Origin of the sequence: Escherichia sp. WS2035 (assembly GCF_046487065.1) — a bacterium.
In the GTDB taxonomy this organism is placed as follows: domain Bacteria; phylum Pseudomonadota; class Gammaproteobacteria; order Enterobacterales; family Enterobacteriaceae; genus Escherichia; species Escherichia coli.
Map to the genome: position 1 here is coordinate 315,189 of NZ_JBJQKD010000003.1, position 15,608 is coordinate 330,796.

A 15,608-nucleotide genomic window follows, 5' to 3' on the forward strand; every position below is an offset into this window, starting at 1 on the left:
ATGGAACCCTAAAAACCTTAAGCGATGGTACGTTGGATCTCGATGATTTCGAATACTTCGATCACATCGCCAGTGCGGACATCGTTGTAGTTCTTAACGCCGATACCACATTCCATACCGTTACGGACTTCGTTAACGTCATCTTTGAAGCGTCGCAGGGACTCCAGCTCGCCTTCGTAGATAACCACGTTGTCGCGCAGAACGCGGATCGGGTTGTGACGTTTAACCACACCTTCGGTAACCATACAACCTGCGATAGCACCAAATTTCGGTGATTTGAACACGTCACGAACTTCCGCCAGACCGATAATCTGCTGTTTCAGTTCCGGAGACAGCATACCGCTCATCGCCGCTTTCACTTCGTCGATCAGGTTATAGATGACGGAGTAGTAACGCAGATCCAGGCTTTCCGCTTCAATCACTTTACGTGCAGAGGCATCAGCACGTACGTTGAAGCCAACCAGGATGGCGTTGGACGCCGCAGCCAGGGTAGCGTCGGTTTCGGTGATACCACCTACGCCAGAACCGATGATCTTCACTTTAACTTCGTCAGTAGACAGTTTCAGCAAGGAGTCAGAAATTGCTTCCACAGAACCCTGTACGTCTGCCTTCAGGACGATATTCACTTCGTGAACTTCGCCTTCGGTCATGTTGGCGAACATGTTCTCGAGTTTAGATTTCTGCTGACGCGCCAGTTTAACTTCGCGGAATTTACCCTGACGATAAAGTGCAACTTCACGCGCTTTCTTCTCGTCACGTACAACGGTAACTTCATCACCCGCAGCCGGTACGCCGGACAGGCCGAGGATTTCCACCGGAATGGACGGACCCGCTTCCAGCACTTCCTGACCCAGTTCGTTACGCATTGCACGAACACGACCGTATTCGAAGCCACACAGAACGATATCGCCCTTGTGCAGAGTACCTTCACGTACCAGAACGGTAGCAACCGGACCACGACCTTTATCGAGGAAGGATTCGATAACCGCACCGCTCGCCATACCTTTACGTACCGCTTTCAGCTCCAGAACTTCCGCCTGCAGCAGGATAGCATCCAGCAGTTCATCAATACCGGTACCCGCTTTTGCAGATACGTGTACGAACTGGCTTTCGCCGCCCCACTCTTCTGGCAGGATGCCGTACTGGGAGAGTTCGTTCTTAACGCGATCCGGATCGGCTTCTGGTTTATCGATTTTGTTCACAGCAACCACCACCGGAACACCCGCCGCTTTCGCGTGCTGGATAGCTTCGATGGTCTGCGGCATTACACCGTCGTCTGCAGCAACAACCAGGACTACGATGTCCGTTGCCTGCGCACCACGTGCACGCATTGAAGTAAACGCGGCGTGCCCCGGGGTGTCCAGGAAGGTGATCATGCCGTTTTCAGTTTCAACGTGGTATGCACCAATGTGCTGGGTAATGCCGCCCGCTTCGCCAGAGGCCACTTTCGTTGAACGAATGTAGTCCAGCAGAGAGGTTTTACCGTGGTCAACGTGACCCATGATGGTCACAACCGGCGCGCGCGGTTCAGCCGCAGCACCCGTGTCACGGTCGCTCATTACCGCCTCTTCCAGCTCGTTTTCACGACGCAGGATAACTTTGTGGCCCATCTCTTCAGCAACCAGCTGTGCGGTTTCCTGATCGATAACCTGGTTGATGGTTGCCATTGCGCCCAGTTTCATCATCGCTTTGATGACCTGAGAGCCTTTAACCGCCATCTTGTTCGCCAGTTCGCCAACGGTGATGGTTTCGCCGATCACAACGTCACGGTTAACGGCCTGAGCTGGCTTCTGGAAGCCTTGCTGCAGCGAAGAACCTTTACGTTTTCCGCCCTTACCGCCACGTACTGCTGCACGAGCTTCTTCACGATCAGCTTTTGATTCAGCGTGTTTGTTGCCTTTCTTCGGACGCGCTGCTTTCGCGTTACGACCACGGCCACGGCCGCCTTCGACTTCACGATCGCTTTCGTCTTCTGCCTGGCGAGCATGTTGAGAAGTAGTGACGTGATAATCGCTGGAATCTTCAGTCGGTTCCGCGTTATCAGTCCATTTGTTTTCTTCCGCCATACGACGTGCTTCTTCAGCAACGCGACGTGCTTCTTCTTCGAGTTTACGACGCGCTTCTTCTTCGGCTTTACGCTTGAGCTCTGCAGCTTCCTGCTCACGGCGGGCTTTTTCAGCCTGGGCGTTTTTAGTCATATCGTCTTGTTGATTGCTCACTTTGTCTTTTTCCGCAGCTTCACGTTTCGCTTGTTCAGCAGCTTCACGCTTAGCTTGTTCTGCGGCCTCACGTTCAGCTTTTTGTTGCGCCTCGCGTTTAGCCGATTCTTCTGCCTCACGACGGGCTTGCTCTTCCGCTTCACGCTGCGCTTGCTCTTCCGCTGCAAGGCGCTCAGCCTCTTGCGGATCGCGTTTCACAAAGGTGCGTTTCTTGCGGACTTCGATTTGTACCGATTTGCTTTTTCCACCGGTACCAGGAATGTTAAGGGTGCTGCGTGTTTTACGTTGCAGCGTCAATTTGTCCGGGCCTGAATTTTTCTGATTCAGGTGGTCAATCAAAGTCTGTTTCTCTTGTGCAGACACAGAGTCGTCAGCAGACTTCCGGATACCTGCATCAGCAAATTGCTGTACCAGGCGTTCCACGGAGGTCTGTCGCTCTGCGGCCAGCGTTTTAATCGTTACATCTGTCATGCTGTTCCTTCCTGCTACAGTTTATTACGCTTCGTCACCGAACCAGCAAATATTACGGGCAGCCATAATCAGTGCTCCGGCTTTTTCGTCGGTCAACCCTTCGATATCAGCCAGATCATCAATGCCCTGTTCGGCGAGATCTTCCAGCGTACAAACGCCACGGGCGGCCAGTTTGAATGCCAAATCACGATCTACCCCTTCAAGGTTCAGCAGATCATCAGCCGGTTTGTTATCACCGAGGCTTTCTTCCTGGGCCTGTGCAATGGTGGCCAGTGCATTTTTAGCACGCTCGCGCAGTGCTTCAACGGTCGGCTCATCAAGGCCTTCGATTTCCAACAGCTCTTTCATCGGCACATAGGCCAGTTCTTCCAGCGTCGAGAAGCCTTCTTCTACCAGAACAGTCGCGAAGTCTTCATCGATGTCGAGATATTTGGTGAAGGTGTCGATCGCTGCGTGCGCTTCCGCCTGATGCTTAGCCTGCAGGTCGTCAACGGTCATCACGTTGAGTTCCCAACCGCTCAGCTGCGAAGCCAGACGCACGTTCTGACCGTTACGGCCAATCGCCTGCGCCAGGTTACCGGCTTCAACGGCGATATCCATGGTGTGTTTATCTTCATCCACCACGATAGAAGCAACGTCTGCCGGTGCCATTGCGTTAATCACGAACTGCGCCGGGTTATCATCCCACAGGACGATATCGATACGCTCTCCGCCCAGTTCAGTAGAAACCGCCTGAACACGCGCGCCACGCATACCTACGCAAGCACCTACCGGATCGATACGTTTATCGTTGGTTTTCACCGCAATTTTCGCACGAGATCCCGGGTCGCGAGCCGCTGCTTTAATTTCAATCACTTCTTCGCCGATTTCCGGCACTTCAATACGGAACAGTTCGATCAGCATTTCCGGCTTGGAGCGGGTGACGAACAGCTGCGCGCCACGCGCTTCCGGGCGAACGGAATAGAGCACGCCACGAACGCGGTCGCCAGGGCGGAAGTTTTCACGCGGCAGCATATCTTCGCGCAGGATCACGGCTTCAGCGTTGTTGCCCAGATCCAGAGAGATGTTGTCGCGGTTTACTTTTTTCACCACGCCGGTGATGATTTCACCTTCGTGTTCACGGAACTGATCAACCACCATCGCACGTTCGGCTTCACGCACTTTCTGCACGATAACCTGTTTTGCCGTCTGGGTAGTGATACGATCAAAGGTAACAGACTCAATCTGATCTTCAACGTAATCGCCCAAGTTCAGGCTTTCATCTTCATAACGTGCGGCTTCAAGGGTGATTTCCTTGGTCGGCTGGGTGACTTCATCAACAACTAACCAGCGACGGAAGGTGTCAAAATCACCGCTTTTGCGATCGATCTGTACGCGAACGTCGATTTCTTGTTCATATTTTTTCTTTGTTGCTGTCGCCAGCGCGCTTTCCAATGCTTCGAAAATCTTCTCGCGAGGTAGCGCCTTTTCATTGGATACGGCTTCAACTACAGCCAAAATTTCTTTGTTCATCGCGGGCTTTTCACCTCATCCAGACTATTAAAAGTGGGGAACCAGGTTCGCCTTCTGGATATTACTCAGCGCGAACACTTCATCTTTACCTTCGACGGTAACTGTGATCATTTCACCGTCTACCGCTTTGATAACGCCCTGCCATTTACGACGGTTTTGTACCGCCATACGGAGAACCAGAGTCACCTCTTCTCCGACAAAACGGGCGTAGTGTTCAGCCGTGAACAGTGGGCGATCGAGACCCGGTGAGGAGACTTCCAGGTTATAAGCAACGGTGATGGGGTCTTCAACATCCAGCACAGCACTTACCTGGTGGCTCACATCAGCACAATCATCAACATTGATGCCATCTTCACTATCAATATAGATGCGCAGTGTGGATGTGCGACCGCGAATAAATTCGATGCCAACCAGTTCAAAACCCAGGGCCTCAACTGGCGCAGTAATCATCTCTGTTAATTTTTGCTCTAATGTGGACAAGCCCACCCCCAAGACATAAAAAAAGGGCCTAAAGCCCAGTTATTCTGTAGTCAGATAACAAAAAACCCCGATAAATCGGGGCTTTATATAACTGAACCCTATAACCGCAACTGCGGTCTGGAGCACTTTCCAGAAGGATTTTTTCAAATCCCACTACGAAGGCCGAAGTCTTCACAGTATATTTGAAAAAGGACTCTAAGGGAAAGTGGTTGCGGGGGCCGGATTTGAACCGACGACCTTCGGGTTATGAGCCCGACGAGCTACCAGGCTGCTCCACCCCGCGCCTGAAACGTGGCAAATTCTACTCGTTTTGGGTAAAAAATGCAAATACTGCTGGGATTTGGTGTACCGAGACGGGACGTAAAATCTGCGGGCATTATAGTGATCCACGCCACATTTTGTCAACGTTTATTGCTAATCACGTGAATGAATATCCAGTTCACTTTCATTTGTTGAATACTTTTACCTTCTCCTGCTTTCCCTTAAGCGCATTATTTTACAAAAAACACACTAAACTCTTCCTGTCTCCGATAAAAGATGATTAAATGAAAACTCATTTATTTTGCATAAAAATTCAGTGAGAGCAGAAATCCAGGCTCATCATCAGTTAATTAAGCAGGGTGTTATTTTATGACGACGATTCTCAAGCATCTCCCGGTAGGTCAACGTATTGGTATCGCTTTTTCCGGCGGTCTGGACACCAGTGCCGCACTGCTGTGGATGCGACAAAAGGGAGCTGTTCCTTATGCATATACTGCAAACCTGGGCCAGCCAGACGAAGAGGATTATGATGCGATCCCTCGTCGTGCCATGGAATACGGCGCGGAGAACGCACGTCTGATCGACTGCCGCAAACAACTGGTGGCCGAAGGTATTGCCGCTATTCAGTGTGGCGCATTTCATAACACCACTGGTGGACTGACCTATTTCAACACGACGCCGCTGGGCCGCGCCGTGACCGGCACCATGCTGGTTGCTGCTATGAAAGAAGATGGCGTGAATATCTGGGGTGACGGCAGCACCTATAAAGGAAACGATATCGAACGTTTCTACCGTTACGGTCTGCTGACCAATGCTGAACTGCAGATTTACAAACCGTGGCTTGATACTGACTTTATTGATGAACTGGGCGGCCGTCATGAGATGTCTGAATTTATGATTGCCTGCGGTTTCGACTACAAAATGTCTGTCGAAAAAGCTTACTCCACGGACTCCAACATGCTTGGTGCAACGCATGAAGCGAAGGATCTGGAATACCTCAACTCCAGCGTCAAAATCGTCAACCCAATTATGGGCGTGAAGTTTTGGGATGAGAGCGTGAAAATCCCGGCAGAAGAAGTCACAGTACGCTTTGAGCAAGGTCATCCGGTGGCGCTGAACGGTAAAACCTTTAGCGACGACGTAGAAATGATGCTGGAAGCTAACCGCATCGGCGGTCGTCACGGCCTGGGCATGAGCGACCAGATTGAAAACCGTATCATCGAAGCAAAAAGCCGCGGCATTTATGAAGCCCCTGGGATGGCACTGCTGCACATTGCGTATGAACGTTTGTTGACCGGTATTCACAACGAAGACACCATTGAGCAGTATCACGCGCATGGTCGTCAGTTGGGCCGTCTGCTGTACCAGGGACGTTGGTTTGACTCCCAGGCGCTGATGCTGCGGGACTCTCTGCAACGCTGGGTTGCCAGCCAGATCACTGGTGAAGTTACTCTGGAGCTGCGCCGCGGGAACGATTATTCAATCCTGAATACCGTCTCAGAGAACCTGACCTACAAGCCAGAGCGTCTGACGATGGAAAAAGGCGACTCGGTGTTCTCGCCAGATGATCGTATCGGTCAACTGACCATGCGTAACCTGGATATCACCGATACCCGCGAGAAACTTTTCGGTTATGCCAAAACTGGCCTGCTCTCCTCCTCTGCCGCTTCAGGGGTGCCGCAGGTGGAGAATCTGGAAAATAAAGGCCAGTAATTCGACATCAACCCTGCCCTTCAGGGGTGGGGTTACCTTGATTATCCTCTGTAAACTCCTTTCTGAGCATCACATAATCGAAAACATCATGGTTTGCATCCACAACCCGCGAGTCTCCTTTATAGTGTGCAATCACTTCCTCAAGCGTTTGCGGCTGTTCCGGCTTTGTTACCCCCATCCACGCATTAATAATGTAATTATTGTAAGCTGTCGAAAAGATGTTGTTTTCCGTTGTGCGATCCACGCCATCCCCAAGAACGGGGCTATACCAGATAAACATAGGGACATGATATGCCTGCTGGCTAGCCTCCCTGCCTCCATGAAAATAGACGTTCTTCTTCGTAGGGTCGCGTTCCAGGCCGTGGTCGGCAAAATACATGACCGAGGCGCGGCGATCTTTTAATAATTCAAAAACCTGACCTAGCAAACTATCTGTGTAATGAATGGAGTTGTCATAGCAGGCATCCTGATCGTCCTGCGGTTGAAACACAGCGCTGGATTGCGGATAGGCGCTACAAGCCGGTTCATGGCTTCCATTTAAATGAAGAACAATCAGTTTCTTTTGCTGCGTCTTTTGCTGTAACGCTTGCGATAAATGCGGCAACAACAATTCATCAAATCCTCTGACATAGACTGTTTCCATGGCGCGCATGGCGATACTGGTAACTGCTGTACCATTCTGCCGAAAAGCGGATTGCGAGCTTAGCCAGAAAGTCTGAAATCCTGCTTGATTAGCCATATTAATAATGTTGTCCGGATAATTATGAATGTCATGACTCAAAACAGAATCAGCAGTTAAAGAAAGGGGAACCGACAGCGCAGTGTAAGGTGCACCGCTTATTGCTTGATTAAACAGTTTGATCTGCTTTCTTTGTGCTTCGACTTGCGGTGTCGTAGAGTGTGTATATCCATACAAAGACATATTGTCGACACGTACAGACTCCCCCACAATCAACACGTAGGTATCAATACCTGTATCCCTGACTGATAATTGAAAATACGGCACCGTGTTTGCAATTGAGAGTAATCTTTGATGCTCTTTCGCTGCTAAAGCAAAATAATTGAGATTGAAAAACGGCGTATAGGTAGCAAATCGCGACGCTAGTATATATGGACTGAACGCCTCTTTATTTTTTGCATCTTTATAAGCAAATTGACAAGCGGAAAATAAACTGCCCGAAATGACAATCAGCAATAATATTCCTGTCACTTTTTTTGTCGGCAAGGAAACATCATATTTTATTATTACTGCCAAAAAAAGAAGGGATAAAAAGGCAAAAGCACATAGATAAGGGATATACATTCCCAGCATTTTGACAACTTCATCCGGATCACTCTGCAGCACACTAATCGCAAATCCATCATTGAAAGTTGTACCAAAGATACACCATGAATAGAGGCTAATACTCATATCTGCCGCAGTCAGTAACACAAATGGTGCGGCAATAAGCAGGCGAAGCGGAAGGGATGGTATACGTTTAACAACCAGGATGGTCAGAACGAAGAACAGCAATCGCTGAACCATATGCGCTCCGGAAGAAGCGACTAAGTTCGTAATACCAAAAATAATAACACAAAGATACAACAACCAATGAGATTTAAAACTTTTAACAAATTTGTTGAATACTGTCATCCAGAAATCCAAGTTCACAACCAATATAAACAATTATCAACAATGTTCAATTTTATATCAGACATGTTTTTCAACTCTAATCCATATCAGACCGAAACACTGCTAGATTTTTTCTTTTTAAATGATGCGGCCATTGCGTTCTCAGTAATTAAATAACATTATCAATGCGTCTCTAAACATTACGCAGAACGTAGCCATCAGTAGTTATACTGACAGGGGCAGGATGGTTTATCGAGAAGTAAACATATCCGTATTCGTACCGGAAATGGAGTTGACACAATAAAGTGCCAATTATGTCAGCAGAAGGGAAAAGCTTATAACTAAGGCATACCGGCACCATCGTTTCAAGGTACCAGCTACGAGTAAAACAACTGGACGAGATACAGATACCTGACAACCATTCCTCAGACCAGGACCAAAACGAAAAAAGACGCTTTTCAGCGTCTTTCTGGAATTTGGTACCGAGGACGGGACTTGAACCCGTAAGCCCTATTGGGCACTACCACCTCAAGGTAGCGTGTCTACCAATTCCACCACCTCGGCACGGATACTACTTTTTAGTTCGGGATATCGCTGGTCGGCTTAGCCGGAGCAGCTGGCTGAGTTTGTTCGGTTTTCGCCGGCGCACTCAGGTTTTCCCATTCGCTACCTTTATTGGTTTTGTTGCTATTGATGTTACCCAGCACCAGACTGATGATGAAGAATAACGTTGCCAGCAGCGCCGTCATGCGAGTCATGAAGTTACCAGAACCACTTGAACCAAACAGCGTAGCGGAAGCGCCTGCTCCGAAGGAGGCTCCCATATCAGCGCCTTTACCTTGCTGCAGCATGATCAGACCAACAAGGCCAATTGCCACAATAAGGAAAACTACTAAAAGAGCTTCGTACATAATCAACCTGTTCCTTGCGGAGTTGCCGCGTACCAATGCTTCAACCAATAAAGCGGGAATATTTAACCTTTCCCACTGAAGCGGGTGTGAATACTAACCAAAGCGAATGACCTTCGCAAGGGCAATTTTATTGCATTGTATCAACTGCGGAAAAAAACAGCAAAACCGATGTGTTCGCTGAGAAAAAAGGCGACAATCGCCGCCTTTTTAGCCAGCCATTTATCGTTTTAAACGGCTTTTACTGCATCGGCGATGCGGTGTGCAAATTCAGTCACCTGCGCTTCGTCTTCGCCTTCCACCATCACGCGAATTAACGGTTCGGTGCCGGATTTACGCAACAGCACACGTCCACGGCTACCCAGCGCCGCTTCAACTTCTGCGGTCACAGCTTTGACTGATTCATGCTCCAACGGATCGCCGCTACCTGCGGTGTAACGCACATTAACCAGAATCTGCGGGAACATTTTCATGCCGCTGCAAAGGTCGTGCAGGCTCATATGGTTACGCGCCATCGCCGCCAGCACCTGCAAGCCAGCAACAATGCCGTCACCGGTAGTGGTTTTATCCAGCAGGATCACATGACCGGAGTTCTCTGCACCGATACGCCAGCCTTTCTCCTGCATTTTTTCCAGTACGTAGCGGTCACCCACTTTCGCGCGCGCAAATGGAATACCTAACTGTTTCAGCGCCAGTTCAAGCCCCATGTTGCTCATCAATGTACCCACAGCACCACCACGCAGCTGGCCCTGACGAAGACCTTCACGCGCGATGATATACATGATCTGATCGCCATCGACTTTATTGCCTTCATGGTCAACCATAATCACGCGATCGCCGTCGCCGTCGAAGGCAATACCGAGATCCGCTTTTTCAGCCAGCACACGAGCCTGGAGCGCGCGAACGTCGGTAGCCCCCACTTCGGCATTGATATTTACACCGTTCGGCTCACAACCGATAGCGATAACGTTCGCCCCCAGTTCACGCAGCACGTTCGGTGCGATGTGATAAGTCGCACCGTTTGCACAATCCACCACAATCTTCAGTTCACTGAGGCTAAGTTCGTTCGGGAACGTGGCTTTGCAAAACTCGATATAACGACCCGCGGCATCAACGATACGGCTGGCTTTACCCAGTTCTGCCGAATCAACACAGCTGATCTCTTTTTCCATTTCCGCTTCGATGGCTTCTTCAACTGCATCCGGCAGCTTAGTACCGTCAATAGAAAAGAATTTAATGCCGTTATCGTAGAATGGGTTATGCGATGCAGAAATTACAATTCCAGCCTCTGCGCGGAAGGTACGCGTCAGATAAGCCACGGCCGGTGTTGGCATCGGGCCAGTGAAGAGCGCGGAAAGACCGGCAGCCGCAAGACCCGCTTCCAGTGCTGACTCCAGCATATAGCCAGAAATACGCGTGTCTTTACCAATAATAATCTTACGAGAGCCGTGGCGCGCCAGCACTTTACCCGCGGCCCAACCCAGCTTAAGCACAAAATCAGGTGTGATCGGCGCATCCCCTACACGACCACGAATCCCATCGGTACCGAAATATTTACGATTACTCATAGCGTTTGTTTTCCTTTGCAGACAGAGTGGCTTCCACCACCCGCATCGCTTCTACGGTTTCTTTGACGTCATGAACACGAATGATGTGCGCGCCTTGCATTGCGGCAATGACCGCACAGGCCAGACTACCGCTCAGGCGCTCGGACGGCCCCACGTTCAGCAATTGCCCAATCATCGATTTTCGTGACATACCCACCAACAGCGGCAGGTTGAAATGGTGAAATTCAGCCAGGCGCGCCAGTAATGAATAGTTATGGGAGAGATTTTTACCGAAACCGAATCCGGGGTCGAGCAACAATTTCTCTTTTGCGATACCCGCCTGCTCGCAACGTGCTATTTGCTCAATAAAGTAGCGATTCACTTCTGCAAAGACATCGTCATACTTCGGCGCTTCCTGCATGGTTTTTGGATTTCCCTGCATATGCATCAGACAAACCGGTAAACCGGTTTCTGCAGCCGCCTCCAGAGCACCAGGTTCGGAAAGGGAGCGGATATCGTTAATAATGTGAGCGCCAACTTTCGCTGACTCACGGATGACTTCTGGTTTGGATGTATCTACCGAGATCCAGACTTCGAAGCGTTGAGCAATTGCCTCAACCACAGGAATAACACGTTGCAACTCTTCTTCAACGCAAACTTCCGCCGCCCCTGGGCGCGTGGACTCGCCACCAACGTCAATGATCGTCGCGCCAGCGTTGATCATCAGATTCGCATGTTTCACCGCATCTAACAGCGAGTTATGCGTGCCACCATCCGAAAAGGAATCAGGCGTGACGTTGAGGATCCCCATTACGTGAGGATGGCTAAGGTCCAGTGAAGTACCCTGGGCAAAGAGTTTCATGATGTTATCCCTGGTATGAATTGATAAGAAAAAACCCCGGAGCACGCCCCGGGGTTTTCGGTACAAATACAGTCATCTGATACGGGAACTTACTTGTCGCCTAACTGCTCTGACATGGTGTTACCCGGGTTCGGCGTACGCGGTTCATCAACCGGACGAGGAGCCTTTGGACTACCATTGTCGCCAGAATTGTTAGAAGCGCCTGGTTCTTCCCAGCCCGCTGGCGGACGTACATCGCGACGTGCCATCAGGTCATCAATCTGCGGTGCGTCGATAGTCTCATATTTCATGAGAGCATCTTTCATCGCATGCAGAATATCCATATTGTCGGTCAGAAGCTGACGCGCACGATTATAGTTACGCTCAATCAGTGCTTTCACTTCCTGGTCGATGATACGTGCAGTTTCATCGGACATATGTTTCGCTTTCGCTACGCTACGGCCGAGGAACACTTCACCTTCTTCTTCCGCGTACAGCAGTGGACCCAATTTCTCAGAGAAGCCCCACTGGGTCACCATGTTACGTGCCAGGTTGGTCGCAACTTTAATATCGTTGGACGCCCCGGTAGAAACATGTTCCGGTCCGTAGATGATCTCTTCCGCCAGACGACCACCGTACAGCGTGGAGATCTGACTTTCCAGTTTCTGACGGCTGGCGCTGATTGCGTCGCCCTCAGGCAAGAAGAAAGTCACACCCAGCGCACGACCGCGTGGGATAATCGTCACTTTGTGCACCGGATCGTGTTCCGGCACCAGGCGACCGATAATCGCATGACCCGCCTCGTGGTAAGCCGTCGATTCTTTCTGCGCTTCCGTCATCACCATGGAGCGACGTTCCGCACCCATCATGATTTTGTCTTTCGCTTTCTCGAACTCAACCATCGAAACAACGCGTTTGTTGCCACGAGCAGCGAACAGTGCCGCTTCGTTCACCAGGTTCGCCAGGTCAGCACCGGAGAAACCAGGAGTACCACGGGCAATGATTGCCGCGTCGATATCGGGTGCCAATGGTACGCGACGCATGTGAACTTTCAGGATCTGCTCACGACCGCGAACATCTGGCAAGCCAACCACAACCTGACGGTCGAAACGGCCAGGACGCAGCAGGGCTGGGTCGAGAACGTCCGGACGGTTAGTCGCAGCGATAACGATGATACCTTCGTTACCTTCAAAACCATCCATCTCAACCAGCATCTGGTTCAGAGTCTGTTCACGTTCATCGTGACCACCGCCCAAGCCTGCGCCGCGCTGGCGGCCTACGGCGTCGATTTCATCGATAAAGATGATGCACGGTGCCGCTTTCTTCGCCTGTTCGAACATGTCACGAACACGGGATGCACCCACACCGACGAACATTTCTACGAAGTCAGAACCGGAGATAGTAAAGAACGGAACTTTCGCTTCGCCTGCAATTGCTTTCGCCAGCAACGTTTTACCGGTACCCGGAGGACCTACCATCAGGACGCCTTTCGGGATCTTACCGCCGAGTTTCTGGAAGCGGCTCGGCTCACGCAGATACTCAACCAGTTCAGCAACTTCTTCTTTTGCTTCGTCGCAGCCCGCAACGTCAGCAAAGGTGGTTTTGATCTGATCTTCCGTCAGCATGCGCGCTTTGCTCTTACCAAACGACATGGCACCTTTGCCACCGCCGCCCTGCATTTGACGCATGAAGAAGATCCAGACACCAATCAGCAACAGCATCGGGAACCAGGAGATGAAGATAGAAGCCAGCAGGCTTGGTTCTTCAGGCGGTTCACCGACAACCTTGACGTTCTTGGTCAACAGGTTATCCAGTAATTTCGGATCCTGAACCGGAATGTAAGTGGTATAACGGTTACTATCTTTCTTGGTAACGTTGATTTCACGTCCGTTGATACGCGCTTCACGAACCTGGTCGTTATTGACCTCTTGTAGGAAGGTAGAGTAATCCACCTTACGGCCATTAGACTCGCTGGGCCCAAAGCTCTGGAATACTGACATCAGCACAACGGCAATGACCAGCCAGAGTATTAGGTTTTTCGCCATGTCACTCAAGGGATTAACCTCTTATTACAACTGTGTTAAAAACAGCGTCAGGATACTCTATATCCAGCATCTTTCAAACTTTCGTCTGAAATCTCCCGGTTAGGGTTTACGCCCGGTCGCTACAATATACACTTCCCGCGAACGTGCACGAGAAGAGTCCGGCTTACGAACTTTGACCTTCGTAAACAGGGAGCGAATTTCCCTTAGATACTCATCGAAACCTTCGCCCTGGAACACCTTCACTACAAAACTGCCACCTGGCGCTAATACATCACGACACATTTCTAGCGCCAGTTCCACCAGATACATGGCACGGGGGATATCCACCGCCGGTGTTCCGCTCATGTTTGGTGCCATATCGGACATGACAACCTGGACTTTGCTGTCGCCAACGCGCTCCAGCAGTGCTTTCATCACCAGTTCATCACGAAAATCGCCCTGAAGAAAGTCCACACCAACGATAGGATCCATAGGTAAAAGATCGCAAGCGATGATGCGGCCTTTGCCGCCAATTTGGGTGACCACATATTGTGACCAACCACCCGGAGCAGCACCAAGGTCGACAACCGTCATTCCCGGTTTAAAGAGTTTGTCACTTTGCTGTATTTCATCAAGTTTAAACCAGGCACGGGAACGTAACCCCTTTTTCTGTGCCTGTTGAACATATTTATCGCTAAAGTGTTCCTGAAGCCAGCGGCTGGAGCTGGCAGAACGCTTCTTACCTGTCATTTAACTTTCCCATGGGGATAACTCATCGTAACCAATTGCGTAAATTTTTACGCGCCTATTTGGTGATATATGGGAGATGGCGGTAGAATGACCCGTTTTCAATCCCAACGTAAGCAAAAAATACGATGAATCTGAGTACTAAACAAAAACAGCACCTGAAAGGTCTGGCACATCCGCTCAAGCCAGTTGTTCTGCTTGGCAGTAATGGTTTGACCGAAGGGGTGCTGGCCGAGATTGAACAAGCGTTAGAGCACCATGAACTCATCAAGGTGAAAATCGCCACCGAAGATCGCGAAACTAAAACCTTGATCGTGGAAGCTATCGTGCGCGAAACCGGCGCCTGTAATGTACAGGTCATCGGTAAAACGCTGGTGCTTTATCGCCCAACTAAAGAACGTAAAATCTCGCTGCCACGCTAAGATTATCCTAAAGTTACACACATTCGCTGTGTAAAACGAGGGGTTTTCCGCAGGCAGGAGAGCAAAATGCCACGCTCTGTTCGTTGATAAAAGGCCGCATAGCGGCCTTTTTCCTTTCTTTACAATACATCAACATCTTGAGTATTGGGTAATTCTTACAGGTATTCCACCTTAATTACTTCAAATTCTACTTCGCCGCCCGGCGTTTTGATGACCACAACATCATCTTCTTCTTTGCCGATCAGGCCACGAGCAATAGGCGAGTTTACAGAAATCAGGTTTTGTTTAAAGTCAGCTTCGTCATCGCCAACGATGCGATAAGTCTGTTCTTCGTCAGAATCGAGATTCAGCACCGTTACGGTAGCACCAAAAATAACGCGCCCATTGTTGGGCATTTTGGTGACATCAATCACCTGCGCGTTCGACAGCTTGGCTTCGATGTCTTTGATACGGCCTTCGCAGAAGCCCTGCTGTTCACGAGCTGCGTGGTATTCGGCGTTTTCTTTCAGGTCGCCATGCTCACGCGCTTCCGCGATAGCAGCAATGATTTCAGGACGGCGCACAGATTTCAGAAAATCCAGCTCTTCGCGTAATTTTTCAGCGCCGCGTAAGGTCATCGGAATAGCTTGCATTTGTTATACCTCTTGAATATTCCTGATGGGGCAAGTCTTCACCCACCCCGGCTGTTCGGCCTGCCCGGCATAACTCCTCACCGGGACCAGAAGCAAAAAAATACCGACCCGGGTACAAGTCCCAGGTCAGCTACAATTCACATTTTGATAGTCATTTTACCCTGGAGTTCCCGAAGGGTCATCGTTTACTTTATAGGGCGTTGCGCCGTAGTATGACGG

12 protein-coding genes and 2 tRNA genes are annotated in these 15,608 nt (G+C 50.1%); 2 read left to right on the forward strand and 12 right to left on the reverse strand.

The genetic code is table 11. From position 1 onward, the window contains the following. Positions 1–17: 17 nt before the first annotated feature. The 4 genes from infB to ACJHX4_RS08455 form a co-directional block, all read right to left on the reverse strand. The gene (infB, locus tag ACJHX4_RS08440) at positions 18–2,690 is read right to left on the reverse strand and encodes a translation initiation factor IF-2 (protein ID WP_000133040.1); all 2,673 of its coding nucleotides are present in this window, start codon (positions 2,688–2,690) and stop codon (positions 18–20) included. A gap of 24 nt (positions 2,691–2,714) precedes the next feature. After that, positions 2,715–4,202: a transcription termination factor NusA gene (gene nusA / locus ACJHX4_RS08445; protein WP_001031057.1), complete on the reverse strand. Its 1,488-nt coding sequence runs from the start codon at positions 4,200–4,202 to the stop codon at positions 2,715–2,717. 27 nt (positions 4,203–4,229) lie between these two features. Further along, entirely contained in the window at positions 4,230–4,682 is a 453-nt protein-coding gene (rimP, locus tag ACJHX4_RS08450; RefSeq protein ID WP_001300397.1) for a ribosome maturation factor RimP, read from the reverse strand. A gap of 206 nt (positions 4,683–4,888) precedes the next feature. Next, a tRNA-Met gene (locus tag ACJHX4_RS08455) sits at positions 4,889–4,965 on the reverse strand. Positions 4,966–5,312: 347 nt separating this feature from the next. Between ACJHX4_RS08455 and argG the strand changes: the two genes are divergently transcribed. Beyond that, complete coding sequence (gene argG / locus ACJHX4_RS08460) at positions 5,313–6,656, forward strand: argininosuccinate synthase (protein WP_000207680.1); 1,344 nt, start codon at positions 5,313–5,315, stop codon at positions 6,654–6,656. Positions 6,657–6,663: 7 nt separating this feature from the next. On the opposite strand, the gene ACJHX4_RS08465 is transcribed toward argG, so the two are convergent. The 7 genes from ACJHX4_RS08465 to rlmE all read right to left on the reverse strand — a co-directional run bounded on the left by ACJHX4_RS08465 (position 6,664) and on the right by rlmE (position 14,338). Then, positions 6,664–8,289 carry a phosphoethanolamine transferase gene (locus ACJHX4_RS08465; RefSeq protein WP_023141158.1) on the reverse strand — a complete coding sequence of 542 codons (1,626 nt, stop codon included), beginning with the start codon at positions 8,287–8,289 and terminating at the stop codon, positions 6,664–6,666. A 456-nt stretch (positions 8,290–8,745) separates the two neighbouring features. Beyond that, positions 8,746–8,832, reverse strand: a tRNA-Leu gene (locus ACJHX4_RS08470). A 14-nt stretch (positions 8,833–8,846) separates the two neighbouring features. Next, a complete protein-coding gene (gene secG, locus ACJHX4_RS08475; RefSeq protein WP_001295556.1) occupies positions 8,847–9,179 on the reverse strand; it encodes a preprotein translocase subunit SecG in 333 nt (110 codons plus the stop codon). Between the two features lie 227 nt (positions 9,180–9,406). Continuing rightward, positions 9,407–10,744, reverse strand: coding sequence for a phosphoglucosamine mutase (glmM, locus tag ACJHX4_RS08480; protein WP_000071137.1), 1,338 nt, complete (start codon positions 10,742–10,744; stop codon positions 9,407–9,409). Further along, positions 10,737–11,585 carry a dihydropteroate synthase gene (gene folP / locus ACJHX4_RS08485; RefSeq protein WP_000764749.1) on the reverse strand — a complete coding sequence of 283 codons (849 nt, stop codon included), beginning with the start codon at positions 11,583–11,585 and terminating at the stop codon, positions 10,737–10,739. The genes glmM and folP overlap by 8 nt, the downstream gene beginning before the upstream one ends. Positions 11,586–11,674: 89 nt before the next feature. Beyond that, positions 11,675–13,609 (reverse strand): ATP-dependent zinc metalloprotease FtsH, encoded by a 1,935-nt coding sequence (gene ftsH / locus ACJHX4_RS08490; protein WP_001107467.1) that lies wholly within the window; start codon positions 13,607–13,609, stop codon positions 11,675–11,677. A 99-nt stretch (positions 13,610–13,708) separates the two neighbouring features. Then, on the reverse strand, positions 13,709–14,338 hold the full coding sequence (rlmE, locus tag ACJHX4_RS08495) for a 23S rRNA (uridine(2552)-2'-O)-methyltransferase RlmE (RefSeq protein WP_000145975.1): 630 nt from the start codon (positions 14,336–14,338) through the stop codon (positions 13,709–13,711). Positions 14,339–14,463: 125 nt separating this feature from the next. Here rlmE and yhbY point away from each other — a divergent pair, with 125 nt between their 5' ends. Continuing rightward, complete coding sequence (yhbY, locus tag ACJHX4_RS08500) at positions 14,464–14,757, forward strand: ribosome assembly RNA-binding protein YhbY (protein WP_001054420.1); 294 nt, start codon at positions 14,464–14,466, stop codon at positions 14,755–14,757. 155 nt (positions 14,758–14,912) lie between these two features. Here yhbY and greA read toward each other — a convergent pair whose 3' ends face one another. Then, on the reverse strand, positions 14,913–15,389 hold the full coding sequence (gene greA / locus ACJHX4_RS08505) for a transcription elongation factor GreA (protein WP_001148001.1): 477 nt from the start codon (positions 15,387–15,389) through the stop codon (positions 14,913–14,915). Positions 15,390–15,608: the final 219 nt, after the last annotated feature.

Excerpts from the sequence above, each read along its gene's own strand:
- argG (WP_000207680.1), top strand. The coding sequence starts at position 5,313 with ATGACGACGATTCTCAAGCATCTCCCGGTAGGTCAACGTATTGGTATC.
- glmM (WP_000071137.1), bottom strand. The coding sequence starts at position 10,744 with ATGAGTAATCGTAAATATTTCGGTACCGATGGGATTCGTGGTCGTGTA.
- rlmE (WP_000145975.1), bottom strand. The coding sequence starts at position 14,338 with ATGACAGGTAAGAAGCGTTCTGCCAGCTCCAGCCGCTGGCTTCAGGAA.
- ACJHX4_RS08465 (WP_023141158.1), bottom strand. The coding sequence starts at position 8,289 with ATGACAGTATTCAACAAATTTGTTAAAAGTTTTAAATCTCATTGGTTG.
- secG (WP_001295556.1), bottom strand. The coding sequence starts at position 9,179 with ATGTACGAAGCTCTTTTAGTAGTTTTCCTTATTGTGGCAATTGGCCTT.
- ftsH (WP_001107467.1), bottom strand. The coding sequence starts at position 13,609 with ATGGCGAAAAACCTAATACTCTGGCTGGTCATTGCCGTTGTGCTGATG.
- nusA (WP_001031057.1), bottom strand. The coding sequence starts at position 4,202 with ATGAACAAAGAAATTTTGGCTGTAGTTGAAGCCGTATCCAATGAAAAG.
- yhbY (WP_001054420.1), top strand. The coding sequence starts at position 14,464 with ATGAATCTGAGTACTAAACAAAAACAGCACCTGAAAGGTCTGGCACAT.
- infB (WP_000133040.1), bottom strand. The coding sequence starts at position 2,690 with ATGACAGATGTAACGATTAAAACGCTGGCCGCAGAGCGACAGACCTCC.
- greA (WP_001148001.1), bottom strand. The coding sequence starts at position 15,389 with ATGCAAGCTATTCCGATGACCTTACGCGGCGCTGAAAAATTACGCGAA.
- folP (WP_000764749.1), bottom strand. The coding sequence starts at position 11,585 with ATGAAACTCTTTGCCCAGGGTACTTCACTGGACCTTAGCCATCCTCAC.